The organism is Clostridium sp. AF27-2AA, assembly GCF_003478505.1.
GTDB lineage: Bacteria > Bacillota > Clostridia > Lachnospirales > Lachnospiraceae > Brotaphodocola.
In genome coordinates, this window is sequence record NZ_QUFI01000012.1 from 38,240 (window position 1) to 59,432 (window position 21,193).

The following is a 21,193-nucleotide window of genomic DNA, read 5'->3' on the forward strand; positions in this document are numbered from 1 at the left end:
GAAGTGACGGTCTTTTTGAATCTGCGAAAATTCTTAAATATCGTACCCGATCATACGGATATAGTCTTTGATCAGTTCTACTACCTGGTCCAGTTCCAGCTTACTTGCATTGATCGGGAGATCATAATTGGTAACATCCTCCCATTCTTTTCCGGTGAAATACTTGTGATAGGATTTACGCTGTTTTGTGATCTTGTTTAATTTATTGAGAGCTTCTTTGGTATCCGTGATACCATCAGTTTCCTGAGTTCTGCGGACACAGGTCGGAATGTCTGCATAGACAAAGATCTTAACCAGATCCTCCTTCCCTGCGGTCTCCAGGATATAATCCGCGCAGCGGCCAACAATTACGCAGGACTCTGCAGCAGCCAGCTCCCGGATGACTTCAGACTGGAAGCGGAACAGGTTATCCGGGGAGGTTACGTCACCCTCTGTCTTTGGTTCATCAAAAATGCCTGCAGGGAATCGCAGATTCCCGACAATTTTACGGAGCAGGTTATTTCCTGCTTTTTCATCAGCAAGGCGGAAATATTTTTCTCCTACTGCACTCTTTTCTGCAGTCATGCTTAAGATTTCATCATCGTAAAAAGGAATACCCAGTTCCTCTGCCAGTTTTTTTCCGACGATGCGGCCGCCGCTTCCGTACTGACGCTCAATGGTAATGACCAGTTTGCTTTTATCCATAAGAAATCCTCCTTTGGAAATCATTATTGTCTGTATTTGGTATATTTAGTATAGCACAAAACCGGCAGAGTGCCAAACTTTTTTACACTCTGCCGGTCTATAACATTTTTTTCTGATTATTTTAAAAGCTATTTTGCGAGCATCATGCGGTCGTTCGCAAATTCTTCACCGCTTGCTTCCTCGAATTTGTGAAGAAGATCTTCTACGGTAAGATGTTTCTTTTCCTCTCCTGCCACATCGTAGATGATATTTCCCTCATGCATCATGATCAGGCGGTTGCCCATCTGAATGGCATCACGCATATTGTGAGTAATCATCAGAGTGGTAAGCTTCTGCTCTTCTACCATCTCTGCAGTCAGATCCAGTACCTTCTTAGCTGTTTTCGGGTCCAGTGCAGCCGTGTGCTCATCTAACAAAAGAAGCCGCGGTCTCTGCAGGGTAGACATCAACAGAGTCAGTGCCTGACGCTGGCCGCCGGAAAGAAGTCCTACTTTTGATGTAAGACGATCTTCCAGGCCGAGCCCAAGACGTTTTAACATATCCACATAGAGCTTGCGTTCTTCATTTTTGATTCCCGGTTTCAAACTGCGCACTCTTCCACGACGCAGAGCCAGGGCAAGATTCTCCTCAATTCCCATTGTTGCTGCAGTACCATTCATCGGGTCCTGGAAGACACGTCCCAAAAAAGCAGCGCGCTTGTATTCCGGAAGACGAGTGACATCTTTTCCATCAATCACAATGGCACCGGTATCAATGGGCCAGACTCCCGCGATCGCGTTTAACAGCGTAGATTTTCCAGCTCCATTTCCGCCGATCACGGTAACGAAATCTCCGTCATTTAAGGTAAGATTGACACCACGAAGGGCTTTCTTTTCATTCACAGTTCCTCTGTTAAAGGTTTTTGTGATATTTTTGATCTCCAGCATGTTCTCCTACCCTCTCTTTCCCATATTTGAAAAATAACGGCTCTTCCAGGTAGGAATTGCCAGGAAGACAGCAACCACTGCTGCGGATAACAGCTTTAACAGATCCGTATCAATGCCCATCCAAATGACAACCTGCAGTACCAGATAATAAATAATGGATCCAAGGGCAACGCCAAGCAGCTTCAGGCCAAAGTTGCGGAAGATTTTTCCAAAAATTGCCTCACCGATGATGACTGCAGCCAGTCCAATGACGATGGCACCGCGTCCCATGTTGATATCCGCAAATCCCTGATACTGGCAGAGCATGGCACCGGAAAGTGCTACCAGGCCATTGGATATCATGAGTCCGAGAACCCGGCTTAAATCCGTATTGATTCCCTGGGCGCGAGCCATTTTATCGTTGCAGCCGGTGGCTCTTAAGGAGCAGCCGAGCTCTGTGCCGAAGAACCAGTACAATACGGCAATCAGAATGATGATCGTAATCGCAACCATCAGGATCGTGTTTCTGTAAAATGGAACCTTGCGGATGAAACGCAGGGAAACCAGCAGGTCATATTTGTCGACATTGATTGCCTGGTTCGCTTTTCCCATGGTTTTCAAGTTGATGGAATACAGGCCAAGCTGGGTCAGGATTCCGGCCAGGATTGCCGGAATTCCCATAAAGGTATGGAGAATTCCGGTTGCAAGTCCGGCTGCCATACCGGCTGCCGTTGCACCTGCCATAGATACCCATACATTCTGCCCGGACAGCATCAGCATAATGCAGACCGCACCGCCGGTTCCAAGAGAACCGTCCACTGTTAGATCCGCAATATCCAGAATCCGGAATGTTAAATACACGCCAATGGCCATGATACCCCAGATCAGTCCCTGTGCCACTGCGCCAGGCAGGGCATTTACCAAACTCATCATATCTCAATTACTCCTCAATCGCAACGTAATCATCCGGAACAGTAACGCCCAGTGCCTCGCAGATGGTCTTGTTGTATTTTTTGGTGAACTGCGGAGCGTATTCGATCGGCATCTCAGAAATGTTGGACTCACCGGTCAGGATCTTTGCTGCCATCTTACCAGTTGCTACGCCAAGGTCATAATAGCTGATGGAAAGGGTTGCTACGCCGCATCCGCTGCAGATGCCTTCCTCACCTGCGATGATCGGTACACCGGCTGGCTGGCAGATGTTGTTGATGATCTCGGTATTTGCGGCAGCGGTATTGTCAGTCGGGATGTAGATAACATCAGAACTGTTTGCTGCATTGGTAACAATCGTTGCCAGATCATTAGAATCAGAGAATGCGTAGTATTCACAGGTATAGCCAAGCTTCTCCAGCTCTGCTTTTACGGTATCTACCTGATACTGGGAGTTTGCTTCTGCGGAACAATATAACAGACCAACATTCTTTGCGTCCGGGAAGAGCTCCTTTAACATAGCAGCCTGTTCATTTAACGGCGCAAGGTCCGCAGTACCGGAAATGTTACCGCCAACGGTTCCATTAAAATCGTCAATACCAAGTGCTACACCATACTCGGTAACTGCAGTTCCGAGAACCGGAATGGTGTCCGTGCCAGCCTGTGCAGCCTGAAGGGCCGGTGTTGCGTTGGCCAGGATCAGATCTACATCTTCTGCAACAAAATTGTTGATGATGGTAGAACAGGTATTGGAATCACCCTGTGCGTTCTGCTCATCAAAAGTAACCTGGTCTCCAAGGGCTTCGGTCAGGGCATCTTTAAAGCCCTCAGTAGCTGCATCCAGCGCTACATGCTGTACCAGCTGGCAGATACCAACCTTATAAGAAGCTCCATCTGCAGAAGTCTCTGCCTTTGTCCCGTCTGCGCTTTCAGCGGCAGTGGTGTCTGCAGTCTTACCAGAGCCACAGGCAGTCATGGATGCGGCCATCATTCCGGCCAGAATCAGCGCAAGTGCTTTTTTTGTCTTTTTCATAATACAACTCTCCCTTTTTCTTATATTCTGATTTCATAGCAAAAGCTTGAACTTTTTCCATCATACTACACTTTTATTACTCCGTCAATTTAAAGCTTTAAATTCCTGCAAATTCAACGCATTAAAGTGATAAGGGCAGATTTATATAGGCCATAACTTATTAAGTATTTGCGTTTTACATATATTTAACCTATAATAATACCCGTAACAACTAAGTAGTGTTCTGAGATCCAATATAGCTTCTGTTTCAAAACCGATGGCTCTTAAATCCGATTTCTGCCAAATGATCGTGGAATATTTTGCCATACGGATGGAATATGGAGCTTTATTGGTATATAAAAAAATATTTATTCACAGGGGGATTTTATGGAAGAAGTAAGTCTGCAGGAAATGCTTGCTGCCAGAGAGAGGCGCTGCTATCTGCAAACCCAGCTGCTGCATCAGTATAAAAAAAGCCTCATCAGCTTTACCTTAAACATTCCTGGACCAGTCAAAGTCCTGACGGATGTTCCGGAAGCATTTGCGAGCGGCTGTCAGAGAATCGAGACACTGTTAAAAGACCGTCTGGTTCTTATTCAGCATATGGAAACCATAAAAGAAAAAACAGGATATGAAGCCTTTTACAGCGTCGACGCGAATCCGGATTTTATAAAAGAGCTGATGGTCTCACTGGAAGATCAGGACCGGCTTGGCCGCCTGTTTGATATTGATGTACTCCGCCCGGACGGGAGCAAGGTCTCCAGAGAAGATATGGGAAGTGCGCCAAGAACCTGTCTGCTTTGCGGACAGCCGGCGCATGTCTGCAGCCGAAGCCGCAGGCACAGCGTTGCAGAACTGACTGCAGAGATCGGTAAAATTTTAAGCGGATTATAAATAAATTGGGGATGGGGAGGAACTGGTATTTATGATTTCATCTGTTTTTGCTGAGGAATGTGCCTATGCACTCATGGCTGAGGTAGGCGCTACCCCGAAACCTGGACTGGTAGACCGTCATGACAGCGGCGCGCACACGGATATGGATTATGATACCTTTGCGGCCAGCACAACAGCAATTGTTCCATATCTGGCCCGTATGTTTGAGGCCGGATACACGTGGGAATCCAAAGATTTTAATGCACTGTTCGAAAGCATCCGTCCCATCGGTATTGAGGCGGAAAAGGCCATGTTTGCTGCCACAGATGGTGTGAATACACACAAAGGCATGATTTTTTCCATGGGAACCATTGCGGCGGCAGCAGGACTTTTTTACAAACGGCACGAAAAGTTTGACGCGGAAAAAATCCTGATGCTGGCCGGTTATCTCTGCCACGATGCCATGCGCAGGGATTTTCAGAAGATCGACCGCAAGAATCCACGGACAAACGGAGAACTTCTCTACCTGCGTTACAGTACCAAGGGAATCCGTGGAGAAGCCCAAAAGGGGTTTCCTTCCGTCCGCACGGTATCTCTGCCTAAGCTCCGCTCTGCTTTTTCCAGCGGGCAGACAGAAAATGAAGCCTACCTGAATACCTTACTCACCCTCATGGCGAATGTGGATGACACCAATGTTTTAAGCCGCACCAATATGGTAATACAGGGTCATGTCAAGTCAGAGGCCGCACAGCTCCTGAGAATAGGCGGAGCCTCCACTGCCCTGGGAATGGAGGCTCTGAAAAAGCTGAATCAGAAATTTATTCATATGAATGTCAGTCCGGGCGGCTGCGCTGATCTGCTGGCAGTCACGATCCTGCTCTATCGCCTGGAGCAGTCAGACAGATAATGGTATATGGCATTGGGTATCTGTCTGGATCCAGCCTACAACAGTTCCCGGTAAACCCGGAGTACATTGTCATGGAACACGGCTTCAATCTCTCCAGTAGTAAAGCCTTCCCGGCTCATCACATCGGCCAGAAGCTGCATACCAGAGCAGTCCTTCATATCTGTTGCGGTATCAATACCGTCAAAGTCAGAGCCAAGACCGATACAGCCGATGCCACCGACCTGTTTCATATGTTTCATATGAGCCACCATGTCGCTGCAGAGTCCATGCAGCGGCATTTTTTTATCTGCATCCTTCAGGAATGGGGCGTAGTAATTGATTCCGGCTACTCCACCACGCTCTGCAAGGGCACGGATCATCTCATCCGTCAGATTGCGTGGATGACGCGCGAGCGCGCGGGCATTGGAATGGCTTGCCACAAAAGGCTTTTTCGTGTAGTGAAATACATCACGGATCCCGGCATCATTTAAATGGGAAATATCAATGATCATGCCAATCCGTTCCATTTCCTGTACAAAGGCAATGCCGGTTTCTGTCAGGCCATGCTCCGTATCCGGCACAGATCTGGCTGGCGAAACACTCTCGTCCTTCCCATTTGGGAACCCAAGTTCATTGGGAAAATTCCAGGTAATGGTCATCATCCTGGCACCCAGGCGGTAAAAATCACGCAGGCAGGACAGATCCCCTTTGCAAATCCCGCCCTCTTCCAGAGTCAGCATAGCCGACATTTTTCCGGCCTTCTGGTTTTCTTCTATATCTTCCCAGCGTTTTACGATTCCAATGCGGTCAGAATACGGTTCTAGCTCGTTATAAAACAGATCAACCAGCTTCATGGCATAGTGAAATGGGTCTGCTGTCTTTCCCAGATGCACAAACATGGCAAAATTCTGCAAAAGATAATCCCCTTTCTGCATCCTGTTTAAATCTATATGCAGATGATTTTCCAGAATGGATGCCTCTTCCCCGCGCTCTCTGGCATGCAAAAGCTCGGATATGGTGTCACAGTGCATATCTACAACCTTCATACTAAATCTCCTCCCTGATAAATACATGAAAATTGAGACCGGCAGGCTACCGGTCTCAGTCTTTCCGGCAGATTATAAAGTCTCTGCCCGTTCTTCAATATTCCGTTTGAAATTAATAACTTCATGCTGGTAATCGCTGTTCATGAAACAGGATGTGATCATGAAGTCCGCGGTGGCCTTATTAACCGCCATAGGAATGTCGTAGACCTGCGCGATGCGCATCAGGGCCTTCACATCCGGATCGTGAGGCTGTGCCGTCAGCGGATCGGAAAAGAATACTACAAAGTCGATCACGCCTTCTACGATCTTGGCTCCGATCTGCTGGTCGCCACCGAGAGGGCCGCTGTTATAGCCTTTCACGGTAAGGCCGGTCTGGTCTGTGATCATGCGGGCTGTCGTGCCGGTACCGTAAAGATTATGCTTCTCCAGTTCCGGTTTATGTTCTTTGCACCACGCGATCAGCTTTGCTTTTTCGTTGTCGTGAGCGATCAGTGCAATGTTCTTTTTGCCGCCAATAGTAAATGTAATGTATTCCTGAGACATATAACAGATCCTCCTTACTCTTTCTTCATAGAATGTATAGAATAATTACAACGTATCACACATATTAAAAAGACTCAAGTGAAATCTTCGTAAAATCTGTCTGATGCTACTCAGACTCTGTCATTTTCGGAGCCGGATTCTGCAAAGACTCAATGAGCGCCCAGATTTCATCTCTTCCCTGCTTGGTCTCTGCAGAGAATGGAATCAGAACATCTTCTTTTTCCAGGCCAAGACCTTCCCGAACCATCTTCACATGCTTCTGGATCTGGCTGCGTTTTAATTTGTCCAGCTTGGTGGCAATGATAACCGGCTTGTAGCCATTGGATACGATCCAGTCATACATCATCTTGTCATTGGCAGACGGATCGTGGCGGATATCAATGAGAAGGAAGATACATTTGAGCATCTTCGATTTTTTTAAATACCGCTCGATCATTTTGCCCCATTTTGCCTTGACTTCCACCGATACTTTTGCATATCCATAGCCCGGAAGATCAACAAAATACAGATCATCATTTACATTGTAAAAGTTGATGGTCTGGGTCTTGCCAGGCTGTGAGGAAGTCCTCGCCAGCGCACGGCGGTTTAACAGGCCATTGATCAGGGAAGATTTTCCTACGTTGGACTTCCCGGCAAAAGCAAACTCAGGCAGCAGATTTTCCGGCAGTGTGCTGGTAATGCCGCAGACCGTCTCCAGTTCCGCTTTTCTAATAATCATCGTTCTTCCTCACTTTTCCTTTTATGCAAGTGCTGCAGCCAGCACATCTTCCATGCTCTTCATGTAGAGAATGGTTAAGCCCTTTGTGATCTCTTTGGAAAGCTCCGCAATGTCCGCCCGGTTCTTCTCCGGCACCAGAACGGTCTCCATATGAGCCATCTTCGCAGCCAGGATTTTCTCTTTCAGGCCGCCAATCGGAAGCACGCGGCCCCGCAGCGTGATTTCGCCGGTCATGGCTACTTTGGCCAGGACCTTACGGTTTACCACAGCAGAGAACATGGCTGTAGCCATTGTAATTCCGGCAGACGGGCCATCCTTCGGCACAGCTCCCTCTGGAGTATGAATGTGGATATCATTCTTTGCAAAATAATCATCCGGAACATCATACTGCGGACAGATGGAACGGACATAGGTCAGTGCCGTCATGGCGGATTCCTTCATGACATCGCCCATCTGGCCGGTCAGCTTTAACTCGCCTTTTCCCGGCATCACATTTACCTCAATCTGTAGTGTATCACCGCCGACACTGGTCCATGCAAGACCGCGCACAATACCTACCTGATCTTCCTCATTGGCGTCTTCGAAGGTGATTTTTTCTTTACCAAGGTACTTTTCCAGATTGGATTCCGTTACCCGGATATGCGTTTTTTTATGCTCCAGATACTCTCTTGCGGATTTGCGGCAGATTTCTCCGATACGGCGTTCCAGGTTGCGGACACCAGCTTCACGGGTATAATTGTGGATGATTTTTTTCAGTGCAGAGTCAGAAATCACAAGCTGATCTTTCTTTAAACCATTGCGGTCCTTCTGCTTCTCCACCAGATAATTGCGGGCAATGTGGAATTTCTCATTTTCTGTATAACTGTTGACTTCAATGACCTCCATACGGTCTAACAGCGGTCCCGGAATGGTCTGGGTCGTGTTGGCTGTCGCAATAAACAGAACGTTGGACAAATCGATTGGAAGTTCTACATAGTGGTCACGGAACTTTACGTTCTGCTCTCCGTCCAGAACCTCCAGCAGCGCAGAGGAGGTATCTCCCTTGTAATCACTGCTGACCTTATCGATTTCATCCAAAAGCATCAGCGGGTTGGAAACGCCTGCCTGACGCAGTCCATCTACAAGACGGCCCGGCATAGCCCCCACATAGGTTTTTCTGTGTCCGCGAATTTCCGCTTCGTCATGGACGCCTCCCAGACTGATCCGAACATACCTTTTATTCAGGGCGCGGGCTACGGAACGGGCAATGGATGTCTTACCGGTTCCAGGAGGGCCCACAAGGCAAATAATCGGGCTGTTGCCTTTTTTGGCAAGGACACGCACAGCCAGATATTCGAGAACGCGCTCTTTCACCTGCTCCAGGCCGTAGTGATCCTCTTCCAGAATCTGTTTGGCGTGCTTGATGTCATTATTGTCTTTGGATGTTTTATTCCACGGAAGTTCCAGAAGCGTTTCAATGTAGGTACGGATGACATTACTCTCCTGACCACCGCCAGGCATGCCTTTTAAGCGGTCAATCTCCTTCTGAAGTTTCTCTTTTACTTCCTTATCGGCTTTTAAGGAAGCAAGCTGCTTTTCATATTCATCCGTATCCGAAAGCAGATCCTCGCCAAGTTCCTCGCGGATTACCTTCATCTGCTCCCGTAAAATATAATCCTTCTGATTTTTATCAATATTTTCTTTTACTTTTTCCTGCAGTTCCCGGTGAATTTGGGATACTTCAATCTCATGGATCAGGTTGGTAAGCAGCACCTCATACTGACCGGCCAGGGTTGCCTCCTCCAGATAGCTCTGGCGGATCCGGTAATCCCACGGCAGTTCGCTGGCCATCTGAAGCATTAAGGACTCCAGATCCTCACAAACCATCAGGCCCGGCAGACTCTCTTTGCTGAATTTCGGATGCTGGCGTCCGTAGGATTCCAGCTTTTCCTTCAGGATGCGGGACATCGCCTCGGCCGCAGCGCCATCCACATCTGCTTCCTGCTCACTGGTGAGAAGCACTTCCCCGATCAGAGCCGGCTCTGTGCTGTCCAGATCCAGAAGCTCTGCGCGCTCCTGGCCCTCTGCCATCACGCGGACTATGCCGCCTGGCATCTTCACCAGCTGCTTTATGTAAGAAACGGTACCGATATGATAGAGCTGTTCCAGAGACGGATCCTGGATTTCTGGGTCCTTCTGGGCTACCAGACAGACTCTCTGGTCACTGACCATGGCCTTCTCTACAGCCGCAATGGATTTCTTGCGGCTGATATCAAAGCTGATGGTCATCTCCGGAAGCATGGTAAGTCCGCGGAGTGCTATGACCGGCATCGTTATAATCTTTGTATCTTCCATCAGGTTCCTCCTAAAAAATATGAACAGACTGAAATAGAAAATGGGAGCTATAAGCTCCCATTTTCCTGCTCCGGCGTTTATGCGATCTCGCCGGATGTTTCTTTCTTCAGTCTCTGGGAGAGTGTTTTGCGCGGCACAGCCGTATCCCGGTATACCAGCTCCGGCTCTCCTGTTTTGTCTACGACATCCCTGGTAATGGTGCAGATGCCGATATTATTGTCAGACGGGATCTCATACATCAGATCCATCATGACGGATTCCAGAATAGAACGAAGTCCTCTGGCTCCGGTTTTTCTCTCTACCGCAAGCTTTGCAACCTCTTCAATGGCTTCCGGGGTAAATTCCAGTTTAACGCCATCCAGCTCAAACAGCTTCTGATACTGCTTGGTCAGGGCATTCTTCGGCTCGGTCAGGATCCGGCTTAAGGAATGCACATCGAGAAGGTCCAGGGAAACCGTTACAGGTACACGGCCGATAAACTCCGGGATCAGGCCGAATTTCACAAGATCGTGCGGTTCTACCTGGCGTAAGAGCTCATCGATGTCGGTTTTATTCTTGTCTAAGACCTCTGCGTTAAATCCAATAGAGCCGGCGCTTAAGCGGCTCTCGATGATGTGCTCCAGACCATCAAACGCTCCTCCGCAGATAAACAGAATATTGGTTGTATCGATCTGCAGAAGCTCCTGATGCGGATGCTTTCTTCCTCCCTGCGGCGGCACACTGGCTACGGTTCCCTCGAGGATTTTTAAAAGTGCCTGCTGGACACCCTCACCGGATACATCACGGGTGATAGATACGTTCTCAGATTTCTTCGTGATCTTATCAATCTCATCCACGTAGATAATACCATACTCCGCCTTGCTGATATCGTAATCTGCCGCCTGGATCAGCTTTAAGAGAATATTCTCAACATCCTCACCTACATAACCGGCCTCAGTCAGCGCGGTTGCATCCGCGATGGCAAATGGTACATTTAAGATTTTGGCCAGAGTCTGCGCCAGATAAGTCTTACCGGAACCAGTCGGTCCCAGCATAAGAATATTGCTCTTCTGCACGTCCACATCACTGCCTGCACCGGAGGTGATACGTTTGTAGTGGTTGTAAACCGCTACAGACAGTACCTTCTTGGCTGCATCCTGTCCAATGACATACTCGTCCAGAAATGCCTTGATCTCCTTCGGCTTTAACAGGTTAATGCCAGCTAACGGAGATACCGGCTCCTTCTCTTCCTCCTCTTCCAGCTCCTCCGCGAGGATTTCTCCGCAGAGTTCAATACATTCGTCACAGATAAATACATTTTTGGAACCGGCAATCAGTTTTCTTACCTGATCCTGGGTCTTTCCGCAGAAAGAGCATCTGACCCTGTCATCTGTTCTTGTCGGCATAAAATAACACCTTGTCCTTTCCTGGTTGTAAGAATTCTTGAGCGTAAGGCAGCCTTAGTGCTTTGCGATCACCTGGTCGATCAAGCCATATTTTAAGGCTTCTTCCGCGGTCATGTAATTGTCGCGTTCCGTATCGCGGCAGATGACCTCGTAGGGCTGACCGGTATTGGCTGCAAGAATCTCATTTAATTTCTTTTTGGTCTGCAGGATTTTCTCAGCAACGATCTGAATCTCGGTTGCCTGACCCTGAGCACCACCAGACGGCTGGTGGATCATAACCTCTGCATTCGGAAGCGCGAAGCGTTTGCCCTTTGCGCCGCCGGCCAGAAGAAATGCACCCATGCTGGCTGCCATACCGATGCACACGGTAGATACATCGCATTTGATGTAATTCATGGTATCGTAGATGGCCATGCCGGCAGTCACGGATCCGCCCGGACTGTTGATGTATAAGTTAATATCCTTGCCTGGGTCCTCAGACTCCAGGAACAGAAGCTGAGCTACGATCAGGCTTGCGGAAACGTCAGTTACTTCTTCCCCAAGGAAAATAATTCTCTCTTTTAACAAGCGGGAATAGATATCGTAGGAGCGTTCTCCTCTGCTGGTCTGTTCAATTACATAAGGTACCAATGCCATCGTCAGATCCTCCTGTCTTTCATTACTGTCTTTTGCAATGATAGGTGCAGACTCCAGGTCTGGCCCGAAATCTGCACCTAGTCATAGTGTTAGTATTCCTATACTGGAAAATATTATACTAATTTAGCCTCAGCTACCAGGAAATCTACAGCCTCCTGAACAGCCATATCAGCCTTCATCTGAGCCATTCCTGCCTCACCCATGATGGTCTTGATCTGCTCAGCGTCCATCTTGTAGTTTTCGGACATCTTCTTGATCTCAGCCTCAACTAACTCCTCAGACGGCTCGATCTTCTCTGCTGCTACAACAGCCTCGAGTACCAGGCGGGTACGCAGTCTTAACTCAGCCTGCGGACGCATCTGCTCCTGTAACTGCTCGATGGTGCTTCCGGTAAACTGCAGGTACTGGTCAAAGCTGATGCCCTGGCTCTGCAGTCTGCGTGCGTAGTCCTCGATCATGTTGCGAACCTGCTCATCCACCATCGGTGCCGGAATATCCATCTGAGCGTTATCAACAACCTTCTGTACAACGTTGTTCTCGTTCTCAGCGGTAGCCTGTGCCTGCTTGGTCTCAGCCAGTTTGTTCTTAACGTCCTCTTTGTATGCGTCAAGAGTCTCGAACTCAGAAACCTCGCTTGCGAACTCATCGTTCAGCTCCGGAAGCTCTTTCATCTTGATCTCTTTGATCTTAACCTTAAAGGTTGCCGGCTTGCCAGCCAGCTCTGCTGCATGGTACTCAGCCGGGAAGGTCACGTTTACTTCTACATCCTCACCGATGTTCTTGCCGATCAGCTGATCTTCAAAGGTATCGATGAAGGAATGGGAACCGATCACCAGAGTGTAGTCCTCAGCCTTTCCGCCCTCGAATGCCTTGCCGTCTACAAAACCTTCGAAGTCGATCACGGTCTGGTCACCGTCTGCAACTGCGCGGTCAGCAACGGATACCAGTCTGGAGTTCTGCTCCTGAACCTTCTTTAACTCTGCCTCTACGTCAGCGTCGGTTACTTCCGGTTTTGCTTTTTCTACTTCAATACCCTTGTACTCGCCCAGGGTTACCTCCGGCTTGGTAGCTACGGTTGCAACGTAGATAAAGGACTTGCCCTTTTCTACCTGCTCAATGGAGATTTCCGGTCTGGAAACGATCTCAAGACCGCTCTCTTTTGCAGCGTCCGGATAAGAAGCGTTGATTGCCTCATCTACAGCGTCCTCGTAAAACACGCCGACACCGTACATCTTCTCGATCATTGCCTGCGGTGCTTTGCCCTTACGGAAGCCAGGAATGTTAAACTTGTTTTTATTCTTGTTATAGGAAGTTTTAAGAGCTGCCTCAAACTGCTCTGCCGGTACTTCTACGGTTAATTTCGCCATGTTTTTTTCTAATTTTTCTACCTGTAAACTCATAATATGGGTTCCTCCTTGCATCTATGTATGGCTGTCCCGGCAGGGCGCCACACTTCAATTCACCATTATAGCATAGACTTTTTATAATTACCAGTCCTATTTTTGCAATAACTTACGCATTTTTTCGATCACATATGGGTTTACCGGACGGATTTCCAGCTCCGGCCGTCCGAAATAATAACCCTGGAAGAGATCAGCTCCCAGAAGCAGCATAGTGTGAACCTCCTCGATCCGCTCCACACCCTCTGCGAGTACCAGGATATTGCGTTCCTTGCAGTAGTGGATCAGGTTTGCGGCAAGCTCCTGCTTATCACGGTTTTTGTCGATTCCGCTGACTAGTCCCATATCCAGCTTTACAATGTTCACCTCCATATTCAGGAGCGTTCCCTCACTGCTGTATCCGCTTCCGAAGTCATCCAGCGCGATCCTGCTTCCAGTACGGCGGATGGTCTCCATTTTGAATTCCATATCACTGCTGCTAATGGCCTCTCCCTCTGTGATCTCCATGACAACACGTTTCAGAAGATCCGGATATTTCCGGATCAGTTCATTCACGCAATCCGGGTCAAGAGATACATTGGCAATGGAATTGATGAAGATATGGCAGTCGGATGGTATTTCAGCCTTGTGAGTAAAAAGCCACCGTAAGGCGCCAACCCAGGTCAGTCGTTCAAACTGCGGAAGTTTTGCCTGACACTTGGCCAGATTCAAAACCTCCTGGATATTTTTGAAATTCCGGGTTTCCGGACGCATCAGCAGCTCATATCCATACAGACTTCCGTCACGGCAGACGATCGGCTGTGCCGCAAACGGGACATCATCCTGCTCGAGAAGACGGTTGATCTCCTCCTGCCCGGACAAAAGGTAGGAATTCTTCTGATAGCTTTCCAGATCAAATTCCTGAAGTACACCCTTGGTACTGTGCTTTGCCATGTACATGGCAAAATCGGCATACCGGACAAGCGTTTCAAAATCACGGGCCTGGCGCGGATACCAGGCAACCCCCGCTGAGGCGCGCAGCGGAAGCTCATACTGGTCGGACACCTTCAGGCTGACTGCGCACGACCTGGTGCGCAGCTCACAGAGAATACCACGTAGTTCCTCCTCACTGTTTCCGCAGAGAAATGCCATAAATTCATCGCCGGAATGGCGCTCTACCACAGCACCGTACCGGTTCAGGTTTTTCAGCTGATCTGCGAACAGACGGATATAGCGGTCTCCCATCTCATGACCATAGTTATCGTTGACATATTTCAGATTATCCAGATCCCACATCAGCATGGCACCACAGCTGATCCTTCCGCTTTGCAGAAGCTTTAGCGTATTTCTGCGGAAGGCCGGCCGGTTATAAAGCTCTGTCAGCGGATCGTAGTCACGCTCCAGCTCCAGACGTTTCTGGTTCTCCAGCTCTTCCGTCACATCAAGCAGGACGCCTGTCTCATTGCCGTTTTCCGCCCGGACGATTTTTAATCGAAGATAACGGTCCTTTCCGTTCGCCTGCAGATGATAAAGCCGGACATCCTGGTGCTCCTTAACCCCAGGACCCAGGATCTGCATCATCTTCCGGAAGCCGGTCTCTTCCAGGTACGTATAATCCCGATCCGTCTGTTCAAGTCCGAGAAGCTCAAACAGAGTCCGGCTGCAGAATACCTTTTTCCGATCCGGCAGATATTCAAATACGCCAATGGGAACACCGGAGCCTTCCAGGATCCTGGATATACGCAGAGCAGATTCCGCCACATCTGCGCTCAGATATTCAATCGCGTGGCTCAGCTCATCCAGCTCGCTGATATAGGTTGGCTGAAGATGGATCCGGGAATCATCCTCCGCAGAGCGCAGCTGGCAGATCAGCCTGCGGATCGGCAGGCTGAAGTACGTTCCGTACATCAGGGCAAACAAAATCCCAGGGATCATGGTGAAAGCACAGCCGGAAAGAAGGCTGTTCAGAAGCTTTTGATAGAAGGAGAGAAATACGCTCTGACGCCTGAGCACCACGATCTGCCAGCTCGTTCTGTGAAACGCGGAATCGCGCCCATATACCGGAAGCTCCCTGGATGCAAGATACCACCAGTCTCCGTTCTGATCCTTTGTTTTCTGAATGTCATTCCACCTGGTGGCAGTCCCGCCGATTCCGTTCATGCCTCCAAAGGACCGGTGAAAGGACAGGCCGTACGTCAGGACCGGGGTCAGGACCGTTTCATTTTCTCCCCTTTTCGCGAGCATCAGGATGGTGTTCTCATCTCTTTGAAGCAGTTCATTTTTCAGAAGTGAATAAATCTGCTCCTTCAGCATGGTTCCGCCGAGAACACCGATCACCGTGCCGTCTTCTGCTGTCAGCGGTATAGAGTAACTGACCCCGTACGTCTCTGCCTGCAGTGCGCTGGATATGGGCCCCAGGAAGGCAAAGCGAGCAATATTACCTTTGAGCTTCTGACCCTTTGTCAGAAAATACGGATTGTAAAAGCCAGATCCTGTCTCTTCTGACATGTCAAAATCAAGCTTCCAGTCGCTGGCAAATGGAACCTTAAACTGCTTTGAGATAACAGCAGCGCCACGGGAAAGCTGGAGATCGGAATTATCCGCGGCAAAGTCGCTGCTGTCCATATCCAACACGGAAATACCGGCCTGATGGCCTTCGGCACTCTGCTGTGCAGAAGGACCGTCCAGGACCACATAAATACTGTTGCCATAGCTTCGGCGGAGCAGTTCCAGGACATCCGGCATGATTTCCCCTATGATCCGCTCATTGAGCTCCCAGTCATGGGAAATGTCTGATGCTTTTTTCCCCTCTTCCTTAAGGACACTCTGGATCGTTGTCTGGATCGTCACCGAGCTTCGGATGTCATTCATCCAGTGCTGCAGCACCTCCCGCTCCAGAAGAAGCCCGCTGTTTTCCACATCCTTTTTCAATGAACGGAGTTCTGTCTGATAAAGGCCTTGGGCAACATTTCCGGTGGATAGAAATGCCATCATGAAAATAGTCTGAAAAATCAGGATCAGACAAAATGGAATCACAAGCCTCCACTTCATAGACCGTGTTTTTTTCATACGATCAACCTCATCACTTCAAATTTCTAAGCTGCGCTTTCGTGTCTTCACACCAGCTTTCAAAAGCCTCTTCTGTATTGCATTCCGAAACCGCGGTCTCCAGGGACATTCCGGAGCTTATGAGTTCCAGAACCTTTTGCCGGTCTGCCCTGGCACGTTCCGGCAGTGTAGAATCAATCACCTTTCTCGCATCCTGGGCACCGGGAAACGGAGTGGTTGTGTAAAGACTGTATTCCTTAACCTGTGGGATCGCTGTTTTCAGCATAGTCTCTACATTCGGGTTGAGTTCCAGGTTCTGCTCCTTCATGCAGGAAATGCATCGCTCCACATCACTGGCAGCTTTTGTTACCGGAAGATATCCGGATGCCGTACAGAATGGGATATTGTTGTCTTCCCTGGTCAGCCATTTTAAAAATGTGACAACGGCTTTTTCTTTTTTCTCATCCGTGCGGAACATAACCGCGCCGGCTCCCTGCTGGACTGCGCAGGAAGACGCTCCCGCAAAGCCGGGCAGCGGGAGGATGTCACACCGGATTGTCTCGGTCGAGCCATCATCATAAGTCACCTGATCCGACGCATAGACAGCTCCGCTGGAAGATCCGACATAGGCGATCAGCTTTCCTGTTTTCAGGTCATCGCTGCGGAATCTCCCATTCTCCAGATAATAACCGCTGATGTAAGGCACATAGAAGTTATCCCAGAGGCGGCGCATAGTGTCCGGATCCACATTCACGGATATGCTTCCGTTTTCGCCGGAATAAATGGTATGACCGAGCTGATAGCTCCCAACGAGAATATAATTTGCGAAGGAATCGCGCCCAAAGAAGGCCTGACCGTCATTGGGTGTCTCCGTCTTTGCATCAGTCCATTCATAATATGCTTTTGCTGTCTGAGCAAGTCCCTCCCATGTGGAAAGCTCCTCCAGTGAAGCACCGGTCTCGCTGGCAAACGGTTCCCAGGCGGTACTGTTGATCGTCAGCACTTCCGTTGATTTGGCCACTGGAAAAATCATCATGGCCGCATTGGTTCCAAAATTACCTTCCTCCAGATAGGCTGAAATATAGTTGTCATACTCCTCATCCGTCAGATAAGGACGAAAGTCCGAAATTTTATCCTTTTTCCAGAGGTCATATGCCGCGTCCGCATAGGCAGAACAGAAATCCGGAAGCGGATCACTTCCGGTCTTTCCATTCATACTGTCACGCAGCTCATCCTCAAGTTCCGATACGCTGCCTTTGCTGACAGACTCCACCACGATTTTCTGTTCCAGTCCAACTGTATCGTTGAACTCCTGGACCAGTCGGTCCATCTCCTCTTTCTGTGCCCCATTGTAATAGTTCCACATCGTGATCTGTACCGGTGTGTTACTTTTCACCTTTTCTGCGCCGCTGCAGGCAGTAAGCACCGCCGTGCCAAGCAAAGCCGCACAGAATAATAACTGATATGCTTCATGATCTGATTTTCGTCCTCTCTGACCTGTATTTATGTGATCACCACCATCCGGTGACATCTCGTTTCCAAACAGCTGCAGTCCGCTGATACAGCACTGACTGTGACAAAAACACTCTTATTATACCACATGCTCTTCCGCTTTCCAACATTTTCGTGTATACTTCATGTAAAATAAAGAAAGGAAATTACTGTATTTTTCATATAATATCACAAAATACAGTCTGGGAAAGTATTCTTATGGAAATTGAACGAAAGTATCTGGTCACTGCACCGCCCTCAGACTACCACACCTGGGAGGCCGTTCAGATGGAGCAGGCCTATCTCTGCACCGAGCCAGTCGTACGTGTCCGCAGGGAAAATGATTCCTATGTGCTCACCTGCAAATCAAAAGGGCTTCTTGCGCGGGAGGAGTACAATCTTCCGCTTACAAAGGATGCCTATGAGCATCTGCTCTCAAAGGCCGATGGCATCATCATCACAAAGACACGCTATAAAAAGCCGATCAGCGGAACCGGACTTGTGATCGAGCTCGATGTTTTTTCCGGGACTTATGAAGGACTGATGCTGGCGGAGGTAGAATTTCCAGATATGGAAGCGGCGGAGCACTTTGTGCCTCCGTCCTGGTTCGGGGAAGATGTAACCTTCTCCGGAAAATACCAGAACAGCAGACTGAGCCAAACGCGCTGAAAGGACAACGAAAAAGAAGCAGGGAGTTCTGCTGCAAAACTGCAGAACTCCCTGCTTTTTTCGATACGTGATCATAAAAGATTACTTCTTCGCGATGTATTTGCGGATATCCAGTGCAATCGCTACGATGATAACGATACCCTGTACAATGTACTGATAGTTGGTCGGAATTCCAAGGAACTGCATGGAGGATTTCAGCAGCTCGAATACGAGAACACCGATGACAACACCGGAGATACGGCCGATACCACCATTTACGGATACACCGCCGATGGTGCAGGCTGCGATTGCCTCCAGCTCATAACCCTGACCCATGTTAACGCTGGCACCGCCGGCCTTTGCGCCGAGAAGGAAGCCTGCGATCGCATACAGAGCGGCTGCGGTTACGTAGATGATGATCTTGGTTTTCTTTACGTTAACGCCGGAAACCTCAGCAGCAGCCTCATTGCCACCGATCGCGTACATGTATTTGCCATGACGGGTATAGTTAAATACGAACCACATGATCAGACCGATCACAAATGCAATGATGAACATATACGGAAGCTGTCCGAACAGCTTGCCGGTTGCGATTGCGGTATATGCCTTACGATAGCCGCCAAGCGGTGTTGCGTTGGTATAAACCAGGCAGATACCATAGACAGCCAGCTGCATGCCCAGGGTACCGATGAAAGCCGGTACATTCAGGTAAGCGATTACGATACCGTTGATCAGGCCAAAGATGGCACAGATCAGGATACATAACAGCAGGACTCCAAATACCGGCATATCCCCCAGATTCGGGAAAAACTTACCGCTGTAGTCTGCGGTCTGAAGTAAGGTACCTGCGATACAGGAAGCAAGACCTACCATACGTCCTGCGGAAAGGTCCGTACCTTTCGTGATCAGACAGCCGCTGACGCCGAATGCAATGATGACGCGGGCTGCTGTGTTTACGGAAATATTGGATAAGTTGTTCCAGGAGAAGAAATTATCCTTCGTGATGCCGGTGAGCAGTACCAGCAGAAGCAGTACAATGATGATTCCATTGTCCAGCAGTGTTTTCTTAATATCGATATTTTTCTTATTCATGCTCGTATCCTCCTTAATTAAACTGAGTAGCCATACTCATGATATTCTCCTGAGTTGCTTCCTCTCCGGATACCTCACCGGTCAGCTTGCCGGCACACATTACCAGGATCCGGTGTGACATACCGATCAACTCCGGCATTTCGGAGGAGATCATGATGATCGATTTGCCCTGTCTGGTCAGCTCGATCATGATCTGGTAGATCTCATACTTAGCGCCGACATCGATACCACGGGTCGGCTCATCCATGATCAGCACGTCCGGATTGTTGGCCAGCCAGCGGGCAATGATGACCTTCTGCTGGTTTCCTCCGGAAAGAGACTGGATCAGCGTTTTGCTGCTCGGCGTCTTGATTCTCAGTTTTGCGACATTATCCTTTACAAGATCCTCGATCTTTTTGGTGTCAAGCATCGGGCCGATCTTCAGATAATTGTTCAGGGAGGAGATGGATACGTTATCTGCAATGGAAAGGCATCCAAGGATACCGGTTCCGCGGCGGTCCTCCGTGATCATTCCGATACCATCTCCGATCGCATCACGCGGTCTGGAAACCTGGATCGGTTTTCCGTGAACGAGCACCTCTCCGCTCTTGATATGCCTCATTCCGAAAATAGCCTCCATCAGCTCGGTTCTCTGCGCTCCGACCAGTCCGCCAAAGCCAAGGATCTCACCTTTCTTTAACTGGAAGCTGATATGCTGGAAGGACCGCTCGTGGATGCTGCACAGATCCTTCACTTCAAGGATCACATCATCCTTGATGGTATCTTCCTTAGGCGGATATACATTGGTCAGCTCACGTCCTACCATCTGGCGGACGATTTCATCATCACTGATGTTCTTAACTTCCCAGGTGCCAACATACGTGCCATCACGCATGATGGTAATATCATCGGCGATCTCACGGATCTCAGCCATCTTATGGGAGATGTAGATCATGGATACGCCTCTGGATCTAAGATCCCGGACAATACGGAACAGAGCGTCTACCTCGTTATCCGTAAGGGAAGACGTCGGCTCGTCCAGGATCACTACTTTCGCATTCATGGATACGGCCTTTGCGATCTCGACAGACTGCATCTGGGCAATAGAAAGCGTGCCAAGCTTTGCTTTCGGATCGTAAGGCATTTTGATATTTTCCAGCCATTTGGCTGCTTCTTCATTCATGGTCTTATGGTCAATGTACTTGAGCGGTCCGACCGATTTCAGCGGATAGCGGCCAAGATACATATTCTCCGCGATTGTCCGCTCCGGGATCGGCTGCAGCTCCTGATGAACCATAGCCAGTCCTTTGTGTAATGCATCATCCGGATTCAGGATCGTCATCTTTTCGCCATCCAGATAGATTTCACCTTCATCCATTTTATAAATTCCAAACAGGCATTTCATCAACGTTGATTTTCCGGCTCCGTTCTCTCCCATCAGTGCGTGAACAGTTCCGGGACGGACTCTTAAGTTGATCCCGTCAAGGGCTTTGACACCCGGGAAGCTTTTGCAGATTCCCTTCATTTCCAACCTGTACTCTGCCATCCCATTCTCTCCTTTCTGATTCCAGACCAGATCCAAAGCCGGTCTCTTTAAAAATCGG

18 protein-coding genes are annotated in these 21,193 nt (G+C 48.9%); 3 read left to right on the forward strand and 15 right to left on the reverse strand.

Annotated features, from left to right (window positions below):
- Nucleotides 1-33: 33 nt before the first annotated feature.
- From DWY84_RS08550 to DWY84_RS08565, 4 genes are all read right to left on the reverse strand, one after another.
- Nucleotides 34-684, reverse strand: coding sequence for a cytidylate kinase-like family protein (locus DWY84_RS08550; RefSeq protein ID WP_118532350.1), 651 nt, complete (start codon nucleotides 682-684; stop codon nucleotides 34-36).
- A gap of 128 nt (nucleotides 685-812) precedes the next feature.
- Nucleotides 813-1,610 carry an ABC transporter ATP-binding protein gene (locus tag DWY84_RS08555; RefSeq protein WP_118532352.1) on the reverse strand — a complete coding sequence of 266 codons (798 nt, stop codon included), beginning with the start codon at nucleotides 1,608-1,610 and terminating at the stop codon, nucleotides 813-815.
- A gap of 6 nt (nucleotides 1,611-1,616) precedes the next feature.
- The gene (locus DWY84_RS08560; protein ID WP_118532354.1) at nucleotides 1,617-2,522 is read right to left on the reverse strand and encodes an ABC transporter permease; all 906 of its coding nucleotides are present in this window, start codon (nucleotides 2,520-2,522) and stop codon (nucleotides 1,617-1,619) included.
- Nucleotides 2,523-2,529: 7 nt separating this feature from the next.
- Complete coding sequence (locus DWY84_RS08565) at nucleotides 2,530-3,552, reverse strand: ABC transporter substrate-binding protein (RefSeq protein WP_118532356.1); 1,023 nt, start codon at nucleotides 3,550-3,552, stop codon at nucleotides 2,530-2,532.
- A gap of 366 nt (nucleotides 3,553-3,918) precedes the next feature.
- Here DWY84_RS08565 and citX point away from each other — a divergent pair, with 366 nt between their 5' ends.
- The gene (citX, locus tag DWY84_RS08570) at nucleotides 3,919-4,425 is read left to right on the forward strand and encodes a citrate lyase holo-[acyl-carrier protein] synthase (RefSeq protein ID WP_118532358.1); all 507 of its coding nucleotides are present in this window, start codon (nucleotides 3,919-3,921) and stop codon (nucleotides 4,423-4,425) included.
- 31 nt (nucleotides 4,426-4,456) lie between these two features.
- On the forward strand, nucleotides 4,457-5,311 hold the full coding sequence (gene citG, locus DWY84_RS08575) for a triphosphoribosyl-dephospho-CoA synthase CitG (RefSeq protein WP_118532360.1): 855 nt from the start codon (nucleotides 4,457-4,459) through the stop codon (nucleotides 5,309-5,311).
- A 35-nt stretch (nucleotides 5,312-5,346) separates the two neighbouring features.
- Here citG and DWY84_RS08580 read toward each other — a convergent pair whose 3' ends face one another.
- From DWY84_RS08580 to DWY84_RS08620, 9 genes are all read right to left on the reverse strand, one after another.
- On the reverse strand, nucleotides 5,347-6,336 hold the full coding sequence (locus DWY84_RS08580) for a dipeptidase (protein ID WP_118532362.1): 990 nt from the start codon (nucleotides 6,334-6,336) through the stop codon (nucleotides 5,347-5,349).
- Between the two features lie 72 nt (nucleotides 6,337-6,408).
- The gene (locus tag DWY84_RS08585; RefSeq protein ID WP_182434934.1) at nucleotides 6,409-6,879 is read right to left on the reverse strand and encodes a methylglyoxal synthase; all 471 of its coding nucleotides are present in this window, start codon (nucleotides 6,877-6,879) and stop codon (nucleotides 6,409-6,411) included.
- Nucleotides 6,880-6,985: 106 nt separating this feature from the next.
- Entirely contained in the window at nucleotides 6,986-7,597 is a 612-nt protein-coding gene (yihA, locus tag DWY84_RS08590) for a ribosome biogenesis GTP-binding protein YihA/YsxC (protein WP_118532366.1), read from the reverse strand.
- A gap of 21 nt (nucleotides 7,598-7,618) precedes the next feature.
- On the reverse strand, nucleotides 7,619-9,931 hold the full coding sequence (gene lon, locus DWY84_RS08595; protein WP_118532368.1) for an endopeptidase La: 2,313 nt from the start codon (nucleotides 9,929-9,931) through the stop codon (nucleotides 7,619-7,621).
- Between the two features lie 77 nt (nucleotides 9,932-10,008).
- Nucleotides 10,009-11,316: an ATP-dependent Clp protease ATP-binding subunit ClpX gene (clpX, locus tag DWY84_RS08600; RefSeq protein WP_118532370.1), complete on the reverse strand. Its 1,308-nt coding sequence runs from the start codon at nucleotides 11,314-11,316 to the stop codon at nucleotides 10,009-10,011.
- A 54-nt stretch (nucleotides 11,317-11,370) separates the two neighbouring features.
- Entirely contained in the window at nucleotides 11,371-11,991 is a 621-nt protein-coding gene (gene clpP, locus DWY84_RS08605) for an ATP-dependent Clp endopeptidase proteolytic subunit ClpP (RefSeq protein WP_279220323.1), read from the reverse strand.
- A gap of 74 nt (nucleotides 11,992-12,065) precedes the next feature.
- Complete coding sequence (gene tig / locus DWY84_RS08610) at nucleotides 12,066-13,352, reverse strand: trigger factor (RefSeq protein ID WP_118532374.1); 1,287 nt, start codon at nucleotides 13,350-13,352, stop codon at nucleotides 12,066-12,068.
- Nucleotides 13,353-13,448: 96 nt separating this feature from the next.
- On the reverse strand, nucleotides 13,449-16,400 hold the full coding sequence (locus tag DWY84_RS08615; RefSeq protein ID WP_118532376.1) for an EAL domain-containing protein: 2,952 nt from the start codon (nucleotides 16,398-16,400) through the stop codon (nucleotides 13,449-13,451).
- Between the two features lie 13 nt (nucleotides 16,401-16,413).
- The gene (locus DWY84_RS08620; RefSeq protein WP_118532378.1) at nucleotides 16,414-17,910 is read right to left on the reverse strand and encodes an extracellular solute-binding protein; all 1,497 of its coding nucleotides are present in this window, start codon (nucleotides 17,908-17,910) and stop codon (nucleotides 16,414-16,416) included.
- Between the two features lie 179 nt (nucleotides 17,911-18,089).
- On the opposite strand from DWY84_RS08620, the gene DWY84_RS08625 reads away from it, so the two are divergent.
- On the forward strand, nucleotides 18,090-18,539 hold the full coding sequence (locus tag DWY84_RS08625; RefSeq protein ID WP_118532380.1) for a CYTH domain-containing protein: 450 nt from the start codon (nucleotides 18,090-18,092) through the stop codon (nucleotides 18,537-18,539).
- Between the two features lie 81 nt (nucleotides 18,540-18,620).
- On the opposite strand, the gene DWY84_RS08630 is transcribed toward DWY84_RS08625, so the two are convergent.
- Entirely contained in the window at nucleotides 18,621-19,610 is a 990-nt protein-coding gene (locus DWY84_RS08630; RefSeq protein WP_118532382.1) for a beta-methylgalactoside transporter, read from the reverse strand.
- Nucleotides 19,611-19,623: 13 nt separating this feature from the next.
- Complete coding sequence (locus DWY84_RS08635) at nucleotides 19,624-21,135, reverse strand: sugar ABC transporter ATP-binding protein (RefSeq protein WP_118532384.1); 1,512 nt, start codon at nucleotides 21,133-21,135, stop codon at nucleotides 19,624-19,626.
- Nucleotides 21,136-21,193: the final 58 nt, after the last annotated feature.